The organism is Mesorhizobium sp. B3-1-8 (assembly GCF_006439495.1).
Taxonomy (GTDB): Bacteria; Pseudomonadota; Alphaproteobacteria; order Rhizobiales; family Rhizobiaceae; genus Mesorhizobium.
The window spans coordinates 1-12,916 of the sequence record NZ_VFTK01000038.1; the positions used below are offsets into that span (position 1 = coordinate 1).

Here is a 12,916-nt window from a genome sequence, read left to right on the forward strand (position 1 = left end):
TCACCCCAAAACGCTCTAACCGCATGGCTCAGCGCTTTCCCTAAGACCATCAAAACCCAATGAGTCGTGTACTGTGGCCGTTTCGCGGAAAACGGCTCTATCTCTTTGTTTTCACGCAATTCCTGACGGAAAAGTGTGCAGCGGCTTTCGTCGGCGTCGCGTCAAGGAGGTAATCAGACCGCCCGGGCGCCGTATTTGGCGCGGAACTCGTCGTAGCAGTCGCGCCGCCAGCGGCGGCCGACGACATAGCCGCGCAACAGTTCGGCGGGCGAGTAGCCGAGCGACTTGGACGACCGGTTGGCGTGATAGCCCGAAAACGCCTGCGGCAACCTGCCCTTGAGGATATCGGCGATGATCTGGCGCGCAATCATGTAAGGCGGAACGTCGGGATAGCGATCGGCGATATAAGGATGCTTGTCGATCAGACTGGCGTAGGCCTCGACATAGCCGTCGCGGCGGCCGGAGATCGAATTCTCCGAATTGTACTTCTTCCAGTCGATGTCCTCGGACAGCAAGGCGCCGCTGCGCTGGGCAAAGCGCAGCAGCAATTCGCGATCCTGCATGCGCGTGATGTCGCTGTCATAGCCGCCGATCGCGAGCAGCGACTCGTGCCTTGCCGTGATCGCCGAGCCGGCAATGAAGATGGTCTGCGAGACCAGGGCACGCTGCAGCGTGCTCTTATCGAGGAAAGCGTCGCGATTGATGCATTTGGTGCTGCGGCTGCCTTTCAGCGACAAGAACGAGCTGATGAGGACTTCGAGCGAGGGATTTTGGTCGAAGCGCGCCAGCGTCCGCTCCAGCCGATCGGGCAGATAGACGTCGTCCGAATCGAGGAAGGTCACGACCGGCGCCCGGGCGCGCTCAATGCCCGCATTGCGCGCGGCATTGGCGCCGCGCCATTTGGCGCCGACATAGATCAGCCTCGGGTCGCGGATTTCGGCCAGCGCGGCGGCCGTCCCGTCGGTCGAACCGTCGTCGACCACGATGTGCTCGAAGCGGGTAAGTGTCTGCGCCAGAACGCTTTCCACCGCGCGCACGACCTGGCTGCGCCGGTTGTGGGTCGGCGTGATCACTGAGATCAGCGGAACGTCCTGGTTCGACATCGGGCTGCCACTGCCGGTCGGATCTAGCGTTTGTCGGATGGGTCTGATGGCTATCCTCGCGTCCCACCTCTGATTTGCGACAGACGCTACAAAAAAGCCACGCGTGTGTCACGCAAAGCTGTCCGAGAAACGTCGAATTAGTGGCTTTTCCGCAACATTGCGGTTTGATGGCGACACAATCGACGTTCTGGCTATGCGACAGCCCGCCGGGCGATGGCTTAAGGGTCGGCGTTGTCTCGATGACGTCCAAGGTAATCGATCGGACTACCTGACTTTTGCATGATGACCCAACGAGGCCGGCCGATCGGCTTCAGTCCCATGAAGGAGCAGGATCATGACCGCTTACGCCGTTGCCCACATGCGCCAAGTCACGCCGGGTCCCTGGATGATCGAGTATCTGGAGAAGATCGACGCCACGCTGGCGCCGTTCGGCGGACGCTTCGTCGTCCATGGCGGCGATGTCGAGGTCGTCGAAAACAACTGGCCCGGGCATCTGATCGTCATCGAATTCCCCGACAGCCAGCATGTGCGGGACTGGTACCGGTCGCCCGCGTATCAACAGATCCTCGAGTTGCGCACCCACAATTCTGAATCCGACGTGATCTTCGTCGACGGCGTCGAGCATCCGCACAAGGCTACGGATGTGCTTGGCTAGCAGAACAACTCGCCTTTCCTGGAATTGCCCTAACTGTGCACGACATAGTCGGGCACGATTTCAGGCTCGTCGCGAACGAGCCCCACCGCCAGGCTGAAATGGCCGAGAAACGCGAAAGTGTAGAACGTCAGGCCAACAATCGCCGCGAAGGGAATTTGCCAGACCGGCATGCCGGTCTGCGGTGCGAGGTTGACCACGCGCCGCAGCGTGCGCCACGACATTGTCCCCCAGCGCGTGAATGATTTGACGATACGCTGAACCCTGCCAGGCGCGTGAAGCTCGACGAATTTTCGATCGGCGTCCCTGCCGGTCACCAGAGCGCGCCAAAAGAAGAACCGCCAGCCGCGCGGGGAATAGTGGTGAACGCGCGCGTCCACATTGACTATCTTGTGGCCTTCGCTCCAAAGCTCATGCATCAGCAGCGTGCAGGAGACCTTGAAGCCGTTGTGTGCTGGAAATGGGTGGCTGGATATCCAGTCGTGCCGAAAGGCGATGTTGTTGGCGTTGAGAGCACGCTTTGAGGCGAATCTCTCGTCTCCCTCAGCCATCGGGAAAAACCAGATCAACGCGAAGGTTCGCGAGAAGAAGTCATCGTATGAAAGATAGGTATGCCCATTCACACAGATGGTTTCAGGCCGGTCGACAAAGGGTTTCAGTAAAGTTGATAGCCAGTTCCGTTCCGGAACTGTATCGGAATCCAGGAAAACAAGGATGCTTCCTTCGCTCGAAGGAATGCCGTTGTTCTTGAGGTCGTAGTATCTGCCGCCAGGACACGCCGCGAAGGCCAGATCGGCAACCTGCGCCAGTTGTGGCGCTTCGGCTCCGATGCTGCTTCGCAGTGAGACTGCGTCAGTCTCGAGGCCGCCATGCGAGACAATGACCTTCGGTCTCGCAAATCCGCTAGCGGAAACCTCGGCGATCTCACGCGCCAAGGCTTTCAGCCCAAGGCCGATCTCGTCCCAGTCGATGGATTTGGCATTCTCCATCTCTATGACGATAGAATAGGTGGGACGTTCCGCCATCGCGACACAACCGGTTAATCAAACTAGTGGCTATCGCCCTACCAGCATGCTGTCAAACGATCGAGATGCAGTTCTGCACTACGCATTTGTTAAATGGACTATTTCATCATTCGGTATTGGAAGCTGGAAGGGTCGGCATATTCGGACAGGAAACGCTTTCGCCATTCTTCATTGAGTGCATCGCGCTGGATTTTGAGACCTGACCGAGGGTTGGTCTCCCAGTTGGGCTCCACATCCGCCAGGTGCGCGACTTTCGTCAGGCTTCCTGCAGGATCGTGCTCAATTTCCTCGTAGGTCAGGGATAGGAAGGGCAGGCCATTCTTCGCGAACCAGCCGTCCCACGCCAGATTCTCCATCAAAATCTTTTCCAGAGACTCCGCGATTGCCTGGCCATTGTAGCGTGGCGGTACGTGACTGATCTCGGTGGATCGGAATTCGCGGGTTTGACGCGCACGTGCCCATGAGATCGCCTGCCCGAGCAGATCGTCACGCGTTAACCGCACATAGCTTAAGTTGGGGAGGCTGGCTGGCAGGTTCACCTTCTTGGCAAGTTGGGTGAACTGACTCGCAAAGATCTTGATTGCGTAGATCCCGGTAGAGGACCGCCCCTCCGTCAGTGCACGCAGAAGCTGGGCGCGGGGATCTCGTGGGTAACCCGGCAACTCCAGCAGGCGTCGCCCGCCAAACCACTCCAGTGGATGGCCCAGCCCGGCGGAAGCCATCAGACCCGCGAGATGATTGCTGCCGCTGCGTGGTGACGTGCAGACGAGAATTCCCGCCCGTAGCTCGGACAAAATGTTTGGTGGGATTTCCACCACTGCCGGTGACCGACGAAAGAAACGCATTCCCGTCAGCGCCTCAACAAAAACACCGCCTGCTGGCCGAAGAAGTTCCAGAACCACCAGGGCATCGACAGGCCGATCTTCTGGCCGTTGGCGTCGAGCGCGGTCGCTTTCTCGACCGTCGCGCCGAGTTCCTCGCACAGGTTGACGAAGTCGCGAATGGTGCAGAAATGGATGTTGGGCGTGTCGTACCAGGAGTAGGGCAGGTCCTTGGTGACCGGCATTCTGCCCTTGATCAGCAGCGAAAAGCGCACGCGCCAGTGGCCGAAATTGGGGAAGGAGACGATGGCGCGGTTGCCGATCCGAAGCAACTCGTCGAGCACGACCTTCGGGTTGCGCGTCGCCTGCAGCGTCTGCGACAGCACGACGAAGTCGAAGCCCTTGTCGGCGTAGAATTTCAGATCCGTGTCGGCGTCGCCCTGGATAACCGATAGCCCGCGCGCCACGCATTCATTGACGCCGCGCTGCGACAGTTCCAGCCCGCGGCCGTCGACCTGCTTGGTCTCCTGCAGGAGTTCCAGAAGCACGCCGTCGCCCGAGCCGACATCGAGGACGCGCGAATTGGCCGGAATGAGATCGGTGACGACCTCGAGGTCGACACGCTGGGCGCGATTGACGCTCATGGCCTTGCCTCCTGCATGGCGCGCGATCCGGCTCCGAAAAGTCTGCAACTTTCTGCGTTCGCTGACCTTCGGTTCGGGGTCATGCGCCGAGCCCCCTGGCGCGGGCGGCCGACGCGATGAAGCCGTTGATGGCCGCGAACAGCTCCGGCTCGTCGAGCAGGAAGGCGTCGTGGCCGCGATCGGTCTCGATCTCGACGAAGGAGACGGAAGCGCCCGCCGCGTTCAAGGCATGCACGATCGATCGGCTCTCCTCGGTCGGGAACAGCCAGTCGCTGGTGAAGGAGACCAGGCAAAAGCGCGTCTTGGTGCCGGCGAAGGCGTCGGCGAGGCGCCCGCCATGATCGGCGGCAAGGTCGAAATAGTCCATCGCGCGGGTCAGATAGAGGTAGGAATTGGCGTCGAAGCGGTCGACAAAGGTCATGCCCTGGTGGCGCAGATAGCTTTCGATCTGGAAATCGGCGTCGAAGCCGAAGGTGAGCGCCTCGCGGTCCTGCAGATTGCGGCCGAACTTGCGGTGGAGCGCTGCTTCCGAAAGGTAGGTGATGTGAGCGGCCATGCGCGCGACGGCGAGCCCCTTTTCCGGCCGCTTGCCGAAATCGAGATATTTGCCGCCATGCCATTCCGGATCGGCCATGACGGCCTGTCGGCCGACTTCATGGAAGGCGATGTTCTGCGAGGAATGGCGGGCGCCGCTGGCGATCGGCAGGGCGCAGAACACACGCTCCGAATAGCTCACCGCCCATTCCAGCACCTGCATGCCGCCCATCGAGCCGCCAAGCACGCAGAACAGCTTTTCGATGCCGAAATGATCGACCAGCATCGCCTGCGCGCGCACCATGTCGCGGATGGTGATGATGGGCAGGTCGAGCCCATAAGGCTTGCCCGTCGCCGGATTGGTCGAGGCCGGGCCGGTCGAGCCGAGACAGCCGCCGATGACGTTTGCGCAGATGACGAAGAAGCGGTTGGTGTCGATGATCTTGCCTGGGCCGATCAGCACTTCCCACCAGCCAGGCTTGCCGGTCACCGGATTGGTATTGGCGACGTGCTGGTCGCCCGTCAGCGCGTGGCAGACGAGGATGGCGTTGGAGCGCGCGGCGTTGAGCGTGCCATAGGTCTGGTAGGCGATCTGGAAAGGCGAGAGGATGGTGCCGGCGTCGAGCTTCAGCGGCTTATCGGGGCCGAACTGCAGCACCGGGCTCGACGGATGGTCGGCCTCGTCCTTGGTCCTTGCAGCGCGTTGAGCGGCCATGTCCATCCTCATCCTGTCCCGCATCGGTCTCGTCCCGATGCGGTGTCCGGCCGGCAGCGGACAACAAAAAACCGGCATTGCCGTCGCAAAGCCGGTTACAGGTTGCAAACGGCCCTTTAGCGAGTTGTTTAACGTGGCTGCAAGCCGACCGGCCAAATCACCACGGAGAAGTCTGGCAGTTCTTCTAGGACCAGCGCCGCTCTTCGTCAACGGGTAGCCTCCTCGCGGCGCTCCAGTCGGTTCACCACACCCAAGCAGGCCATTTCCTGCCAAGCCAACACATGGCCTGCCTTGTCTTGTCGCAGTTTCTCGCCGGAAAGCCGTGTGACGCCTTCGGAATCTGTTCAGCGCTTCGACGCAACACCTAGTTCGCTGCGCCGCCAGGCCGAAGGCGAAATGCCAACGGATCGCCTGAATTCGCGGCCGAAATGATAGACGTCGCAAAAGCCGCATGTCTCGGCAATCTCGGCGATCGGCTGGTCGTCCTGCACCAGCAGCGACTGCGCGTGCATCAACCGCTCGCGCATCAGCCACTGATGCGGGCTGGTGCGAAGATAGCGCTGAAACATCCGCCGGGTCTGCGACGGCCCGAGCCCGGTGACGGCCGACAGGGCCGACGCGGTCCATGCGAAACCGAGCGCCCCGCGCATCGCTTCCATACCGGAAGCGAGCGGTTTCGGCAGGTCGTCGCTATCCGGCCCCGCCAACGCGCGATCGATCAGGAGCAGGAATTCGGCAACCAGTTGCGAAAGGCGCAGATCGAGGCTGGCGTCGCGGCGGCGCAACGCGGCAAACAGGCGCTCGAACCACGGGACTGGAGTTGTTCCCTCGGCGAAGCTGGCGCGCGGCGTGCCCTCTCCGAACAGCTTGCGCCGCAGGATGGCGGGCTCCGGGCCGTCCAGCCTGAACCAAAGCACCGTCCAAGGATCCCGGGGATCGGCGGAATGGACGTGCGGAGCCTCGTTCGCCATCCAGACCAATTGACCAGCCCCGACGTCTATCCTTTGCCCAAGCGTTTCGACAAAGCCGGCGCCGGCAAGACAGTAGATGATGTCCTGTCCGGGATAGATGGCGCGTTCTATCCGGTAATCCGGCCCGGCGGCGACTTTTCCGGCGCGCAGCACGCTGAACGCGGCGCGGGTCCAGGTCGGGGCTGGCACATAGTGGAAACTCTCAATTACGGACGTTCTTTTGTGCATGCGCGTTTTATACAAAAAATACGTTCCCTTTGTCCATTTTGTTCCTCGGCGGAGGGGCTAAATTCTCCTCAAGAGCCTGGGATTTCCGGCCGGAAACGGATCGGGACCAGGCCTTCAAAAAGGTTCAGGGGCGCCCGTGCCGCATCGCGGGACGCTTTGGGGTTCCAGGGAGAATACCGATGCTCGCGATGACCAGACATGAAGCCGAGCTTTACGCTCGCGACGGCTACATCATTCGCCGTGGCCTGCTGGGCGCCGGTGAAGTCGCCAACTTTCGCGACCACGCCCGCAAGCAGCTCGCGGAGGAGCAGAGCAAGGGCGGCGTGATGTCCAAGGGCGACAAGGAGGGCAAGACCACGCTGCTGAAGATGTGGACCAAGGCCGAAGACGACAAATACGGCCTGCTGGCCCGCGACGAGCGCATGGTCGATCTGGCCGAGGACGCCGTCGGCAAGCCGATCTACCTCTACAGCCACAAGATGACGATGAAGCAGCCCAACGAAGGCGGCGCATGGGAATGGCACCAGGACTTCGGCTACTGGTACAATTACGGCTGCCTGGCACCGGAAATGATGAGCATCTACGTCGCGCTCGACAAGGCGACCCGCGAAAACGGCTGCCTTCAGGTGCTCAAGGGCACGCACAAGCTCGGCCGCCTCAATCATATCCGCGAGAACGAGCAGACCAATGTCGAGCATGAGCACCTGGAAGCTGCCCTGAAGCGCTTCGAGCACATCTATGTCGAGATGGAGGCGGGCGACGCCCTGGTCTTCGACGGCAACCTGCTGCACCGTTCGGACGCGAACCGCTCGGACACGTATCGCTGGGGCTATATCTGCTCCTACAACGCGGTCGAGAACGCGCCCTTCAAGAAGGTGCGCGAATACGGCAACTACGAACAATTGCGCAAGGTGCCTGCCGGTTCTTTCCAGCAGGCTTCCTGAGCAAGCACGACCGGGCAGAAGCCCGGCCTTGAGGACATCGAACCGGGCTTGGGCCCAGGCTGCGGATCGATGGGGAGATGAAGAACAGCGACGGACGGCTGCAGCCGTCGCGCCGCCGTCGAGGGAGGAATGGGATGGCCGATACGGTCAGGAGCGGCGCGCGCGCGGCAGCCGCAGGCCGGTTTGAATTGTCGCGACTCTTGCGGGTCCGTGAGGCTGGCGTGTTCATCGCGCTGGTCGTGATCTGCTTGTTCCTGACCTTCGCGACCGACAGCTTCCTCACGTCGCTGAACCTCTTGAACATAGGCCGACAGGTTTCGCTGCTCGGGATCATGGCGGTCGGCATGACATTCGTGCTGATCTCCGGCGAGGTGGATCTGTCCGTCGGATCGACCTACGCCTTTTCGGGGCTTGCCACCGGCATGCTGATCGTCGCTGGCTGGGGGTTGTTGCCGGCGCTCGCGGTCGGCCTCTTCGCCGGCGCCGTCATCGGCGTCATCAACGGTACCCTGTCCACCTACGGCCGCCTGCCCTCGCTCATCGCCACGCTCGGCTTGCTCAGCATCGTCCGCGGCGCCGCGCTCATCCTGACCAACGGCCAGCCCGTCACCGTCAACGCGCGCAACGGCGCGCTTCCCGACGTTCTCGACACCTTCAACTTCATGGGTCAGGGCTATCTGTTCAGCGTCATTCCGATGCAGCTCGTGTTCTTCGCCGTCATCGCCGTGCTGGCATGGCTGGTGCTTTCCTATTTGAACTTCGGCTTCCGGGTGTATGCCGTGGGCGGCAGCGCCAAAGCGGCGCGCGTGTCGGGCATTTCCGTCAACACCGTGAAGATCTGGGCTTTCGTGCTGATGGGGCTGCTCGCCGCCTTCGCCGGCATCCTCAGCCTCGCCTTCCTGCCCAGCGGGCAGGCCGGCCGCACCGGCCTCGGGCTGGAGCTCGACGTCATCGCCGCGACCATCGTCGGCGGCGCCTCGCTGTCGGGCGGCGAAGGCACCATCCTTGGAACCATACTCGGCGTGCTGATCATCGGCGTGATGCGCAACGGCCTTGTGCTGATGGGCGTGTCGCCCTTCGTGCAGGAACTGATGATCGGCCTCGTCATCATCATCGCCGTCGGCATCGACAAATGGACAACGCGCCGCGCGGCCTAGAACCGGATACAGGTTTCAGGCCGCATCAACCTGAAATCTGAATCCGGTTCCAAATCAGGGAGATAGAGCATGATGTCGTCCGAAAACCGCTGCACACTTTTCGGCATCATGCTCTGAGGGCAATCAAGCCAAACAAAAAAGGGAGGACTATCCATGAAAATCAGACATGTCATTCTCGCGGCGACGCTCAGCCTGCTGCCCACGCTCGCGCATGCCGAGGCCAAGCTCGCCGATTTCTCGCTCGCCGATCGCATCAAGGCCAAGATCGCCGCAGGCCAGCCGCTCGACATCTACGTTTCCTACCATGACGTCTCGAACGAATTCGCGCCGTTCATGAAGGCCGGCGTGCAGCGGGCGGCGACCGAGGACAAGGTCAGCGCGCAGTTCATCGGCCCCGTCGGCGCCGATGCCGACGGCCAGATCAGCGAGATCGAGACGCTGATGGGCAAGATGGACGGCCTGGCGATTTCATCGGTGTCGACCGACGCGTTGGCGCCGCTGATCGACAAGGTGATCGCCGCCGGTATCCCGGTCGTCACCTTCAACACCGACAATCCCGAAAGCAAGCGCCTGGCTTTCGCCGGGCAGGATCTCGTGCAGTCGGGCCGTGAGGCCGGCAAACTGATGGCCAAGGTTCTCGGCGGCAAGGGCAAGGTGATGATCACCACCATCGACGCCGCCGCCCAGTGGTCGCTCGACCGTGAAAAAGGCGCGCGCGAGGCGCTGAAGGCCGAGCCCGGCTTAGAGGTGGTCAGCACGCTGAACACCGGCACCGATCCGCAGAAGATCTATTCGGCGATCGAGAACGCCATGTTGGCGAATCCCTCGATCTCCGGCGTCCTGTCGCTGGAGTGTTGCTCCACTCCCGCCGCCGGCACCTGGGTCGAACGCAACAAGGCGGCCGACAAGGTGAAGGTGGTCGGCTTCGACCTGCTCGACCAGACCGTGCAGCTCGTGCAGAGCGGCGATGTGCAGGCCACCATCGACCAGGCTCCGGAAAAGCAGGGCTTCGCCGCGGTCGACCTCCTCGTCCAGTTCCTCAAGGGCCAGACGATCGAGAACCTCGACACCGGCGTCGGCGTCTACACCAAGGAGAACATTGCCGAGGTGGCCAAGAAGTAACAATGCCAGCGTGACGGGCCGGCGGGCCGCAGGTTCCGCCGGCCCGTCGAGCCAGCTCGATGACGGCCGCCCCCTCCTTCGCAAACATTGTCGAGATCGCCGGCGTAACCAAGCGGTTTCCCGGTGTGCTCGCGCTTGACCGTATTTCCGTCGGCTTCCGGGCCGGCGAGGTTCACGCCGTGATCGGCGAGAACGGCGCCGGCAAGTCGACGCTGATGAACATCCTGGCCGGGGACCTGCGCCCCGATGGTGGCAAGCTTCTGGTCGAGGGCCGGGAAGTGAAACTTTCCTCCCCGCTCGACAGCCGCGCCCACGGCATCACTGTCGTCTATCAGGAGTTGGCGCTCTGCCCGACGATGAGCGTGGCCGAAAACATCATGATGTCGGACATGGCGGCGCGCTCTGCCATTTCGCTGCTGCCGCGCGATATGATGCGGCGGGAGGCGCGCGATGCGCTTACCCGGCTCGGCATGGGCGGCCTCGACCCCGACACCAAGGTCGGCCGCCTCTCGGTCGCCGAGATGCAATTGGTCGAAATCGCCGGCGCCATCCGCCAGAATGCCCGCGTGCTCGTGCTCGACGAGCCGAATTCGGCGCTTTCCAAACGCGAAAGCGAAAGGCTGTTCGAGGTCGTCAGGCAGCTCCGCGCCGAGGGCGTGACCATCATCTACGTATCGCACCATCTGCGCGAGGTGCTGGATATCGCCGACCGCGTCACGGTGATGCGCGATGGCCGCACGATCGTGACGATGGTCAATGAGGGCCTGTCGGAGGGCCAGCTCATCCGGGCCATGGTCGGCCGCGACCTCGACGCCGCCATGCAATGGTCGCTTCAGGTCGAACCCAGGCCTGAAGACGAGGACACCGTGCTGACAGTCGAGAAGCTCGAGGCGGCGGGGCTGGAGGACGTCAGCTTCAGCGTGCGCGCCGGCGAGATACTCGGCATCGGCGGACTTCCCGATTCGGGCAAGGACGGACTTGGCGACGCGCTTTTCGGGCTCTGCGCCCGGCGCGGCAAGGTCACCATCGACGGCAAGGAACTGCGCGGCGCCGATCCACTTGCCGCGATCCGCCTCGGCATGTCCTTCGTTCCGGCCGACCGGCGCGGTTCCGGCGGCCTTCTGCAGATGAGCGTGGCCGACAATGTCGTCTCCGCCTCGCTGCCGCGCTTTTCGCTGGCCGGCTTCGTGCGGCGCGGCGCGGTGAAACGCGAGGCCCGCGCCCAGGTCGCGCGGCTCGATGCGCGGATTTCACATCTCGGCCAGAAACTGGGAACGCTTTCGGGCGGCAACCAGCAGAAGATCATCCTCGGCCGCAGCCTCGTCACCAATCCGCGCGTGCTGGTGCTGCACGAGCCGACACGCGGCATCGATGTCGGCGCCAAGGCGGAAATCTACTCGATCCTGCGCGGCATCGCCGGCGAAGGCATGGCGATCGTCATGATCTCTTCGGAGATACCGGAGTTGATCATGAATGCCGAACGAGTGCTTGTGCTGCGCGACGGCCGCCTGTCGGGCGAACTCACCGGCCAGGCTATCACCGAGACGGCGATCCTCGCATGCGCCATGACATCCTGAGACGGGAATGCGGATGACCAAGCCAAAGATAACCATCGTCGGCAGCTTCGCGGTCGGGCTGACCATGCGGGCGCCCAAGCTGCCCATTTTCGGCGAAACCATGCTCGGCACCGATTTCGACATGGGTCCGGGCGGCAAGGGGTCCAACCAGGCCGTCGCAACCGCGCGTCTGGGCGCGTCGTCGTCGCTGCTCGCCATCCTCGGCACCGACAAGCTCGCCAGCATCGCCACCGACCTCTATGCAATCGAAGGCGTCGACACCGGCCTCGTGAGCACGCGGACGGAGCGGGCGACCGGCGTCGGCTTCATCATCCTCAACGACAAGGGCGAGAACTTCATCATCCTCGACATGGGCGCCAACGAGTTGATGGACGCGGCCACGGTCGACACGGCCGAGGCACGCATCGCCGAGAGCGATGTCGTCATGACCGTGCTGGAGGTGCCGACGGCCGCCGCCACGCGGGCGATGGAGCTTGGCCGCAAGCATGGCGCAAGGACGATCCTCAACCCGGCTCCGGCGCGCCAGCTGCCGGACACGACCTTCGCCTGGGTCGATTACCTCACCCCGAATGAAAGCGAACTGCGCATCCTGCTCGGCCTGCCTGCCGACGACCCCAGGTCCTCGCGCGACCTCGCCCGGGAATTGCGGCGGCGCGGCGTGCGCAACGTCGTCGTCACACTCGGCCGCAGCGGCGCGCTGATCCTGACCGACGAGATCGACGTCATGGTGCCGGCGGTGCCGGTGGAGGTCACCGACACGACCGGCGCGGGCGATGCCTTCAATTCGGGCTTCGCCATGGCGCTTGCCGAAGGCCGCGACATCGTCGAGGCCGTGCGTTTCGGCGTCGCCTGCGGCGCGATCGCCTGCACCAGGCTCGGCGTCATTCCCGGCCTGCCCCAGCGCGCCCAGGCCGACGCGCTTTATGCCGAAGCCATGAAAACCGTATGGAAGGAGCAACCGTGAACCGCAACCGACTGCTTAACGCCGAACTCGCTCATGCCATCGCCTCCATGGGGCATGGCGACCTGATGATCGTCTGCGACGCGGGTTTTCCCATTCCGTCGAGCGCATGGCGCATCGACCTCGCCATCACGCCCGACGTTCCCGATCTCGAGACCGTGCTGACGCCAATCGCGGCCAACCTGATCGCCGAACGCGTCGCCTATGCCGACACGCTGCCCGTGCACAACGCGCCGCTGCTCGCGAAGGTGAAGCGCCTGTTCCCGGACGCCGACCATGAAAGCGTCAAGCACGAGGCCATTCTCGGCGAGATGGCCGCCAAGGCCAAGGTGATCGTGCGCACCGGCGCCTTCGACCCCTGGGGCAACATCCTGCTCTATTCCGGTGTCGACGTTCCGGCCTGGTTCTCCAAGCCCGGCGTTGTCGCGCCCGACTACTACGCCAAGAAACTCAAGGGCTGAG

The 12,916-nt window shown here is 62.9% G+C and carries 13 protein-coding genes and 1 riboswitch; of the genes, 7 read left to right on the forward strand and 6 right to left on the reverse strand.

Annotation, left to right across the window (positions count from 1 at the left end):
* Positions 1–173 precede the first annotated feature (173 nt).
* Positions 174–1,103, reverse strand: coding sequence for a glycosyltransferase family A protein (locus FJ424_RS27430; RefSeq protein WP_140658753.1), 930 nt, complete (start codon positions 1,101–1,103; stop codon positions 174–176).
* Positions 1,104–1,437: 334 nt separating this feature from the next.
* On the opposite strand from FJ424_RS27430, the gene FJ424_RS27435 reads away from it, so the two are divergent.
* Positions 1,438–1,758 (forward strand): DUF1330 domain-containing protein, encoded by a 321-nt coding sequence (locus FJ424_RS27435; RefSeq protein WP_140658754.1) that lies wholly within the window; start codon positions 1,438–1,440, stop codon positions 1,756–1,758.
* Positions 1,759–1,787: 29 nt separating this feature from the next.
* Here FJ424_RS27435 and FJ424_RS27440 read toward each other — a convergent pair whose 3' ends face one another.
* The 5 genes from FJ424_RS27440 to FJ424_RS27460 all read right to left on the reverse strand — a co-directional run bounded on the left by FJ424_RS27440 (position 1,788) and on the right by FJ424_RS27460 (position 6,693).
* Complete coding sequence (locus FJ424_RS27440) at positions 1,788–2,780, reverse strand: glycosyltransferase family A protein (protein ID WP_140658755.1); 993 nt, start codon at positions 2,778–2,780, stop codon at positions 1,788–1,790.
* A 98-nt stretch (positions 2,781–2,878) separates the two neighbouring features.
* Positions 2,879–3,682 carry a Stf0 family sulfotransferase gene (locus tag FJ424_RS27445; protein ID WP_140658756.1) on the reverse strand — a complete coding sequence of 268 codons (804 nt, stop codon included), beginning with the start codon at positions 3,680–3,682 and terminating at the stop codon, positions 2,879–2,881.
* On the reverse strand, positions 3,631–4,245 hold the full coding sequence (gene metW, locus FJ424_RS27450) for a methionine biosynthesis protein MetW (RefSeq protein WP_140645165.1): 615 nt from the start codon (positions 4,243–4,245) through the stop codon (positions 3,631–3,633). The genes FJ424_RS27445 and metW overlap by 52 nt, the downstream gene beginning before the upstream one ends.
* 79 nt (positions 4,246–4,324) lie before the next feature.
* Positions 4,325–5,494, reverse strand: a complete 1,170-nt coding sequence (locus tag FJ424_RS27455) for a homoserine O-acetyltransferase (RefSeq protein ID WP_140658757.1) — start codon at positions 5,492–5,494, stop codon at positions 4,325–4,327.
* Between the two features lie 96 nt (positions 5,495–5,590).
* A riboswitch (SAM riboswitch) is annotated at positions 5,591–5,668 on the reverse strand.
* A gap of 170 nt (positions 5,669–5,838) precedes the next feature.
* On the reverse strand, positions 5,839–6,693 hold the full coding sequence (locus FJ424_RS27460) for an AraC family transcriptional regulator (protein ID WP_140658758.1): 855 nt from the start codon (positions 6,691–6,693) through the stop codon (positions 5,839–5,841).
* A 188-nt stretch (positions 6,694–6,881) separates the two neighbouring features.
* Between FJ424_RS27460 and FJ424_RS27465 the strand changes: the two genes are divergently transcribed.
* The 6 genes from FJ424_RS27465 (at position 6,882) to rbsD (ending at position 12,915) form a co-directional block, all read left to right on the forward strand.
* Complete coding sequence (locus FJ424_RS27465; protein WP_226892106.1) at positions 6,882–7,637, forward strand: phytanoyl-CoA dioxygenase family protein; 756 nt, start codon at positions 6,882–6,884, stop codon at positions 7,635–7,637.
* A gap of 134 nt (positions 7,638–7,771) precedes the next feature.
* Positions 7,772–8,794 (forward strand): ABC transporter permease, encoded by a 1,023-nt coding sequence (locus FJ424_RS27470; RefSeq protein ID WP_140658759.1) that lies wholly within the window; start codon positions 7,772–7,774, stop codon positions 8,792–8,794.
* A 153-nt stretch (positions 8,795–8,947) separates the two neighbouring features.
* Positions 8,948–9,916, forward strand: coding sequence for a sugar ABC transporter substrate-binding protein (locus tag FJ424_RS27475; protein ID WP_140658760.1), 969 nt, complete (start codon positions 8,948–8,950; stop codon positions 9,914–9,916).
* A 59-nt stretch (positions 9,917–9,975) separates the two neighbouring features.
* Complete coding sequence (locus FJ424_RS27480; protein ID WP_140658761.1) at positions 9,976–11,493, forward strand: sugar ABC transporter ATP-binding protein; 1,518 nt, start codon at positions 9,976–9,978, stop codon at positions 11,491–11,493.
* 13 nt (positions 11,494–11,506) lie between these two features.
* A complete protein-coding gene (locus FJ424_RS27485; RefSeq protein WP_246677361.1) occupies positions 11,507–12,457 on the forward strand; it encodes a ribokinase in 951 nt (316 codons plus the stop codon).
* Positions 12,454–12,915 carry a D-ribose pyranase gene (gene rbsD / locus FJ424_RS27490; protein WP_140658763.1) on the forward strand — a complete coding sequence of 154 codons (462 nt, stop codon included), beginning with the start codon at positions 12,454–12,456 and terminating at the stop codon, positions 12,913–12,915. Before FJ424_RS27485 ends, rbsD begins: the two co-directional genes overlap by 4 nt.
* Position 12,916 lies beyond the last annotated feature (1 nt).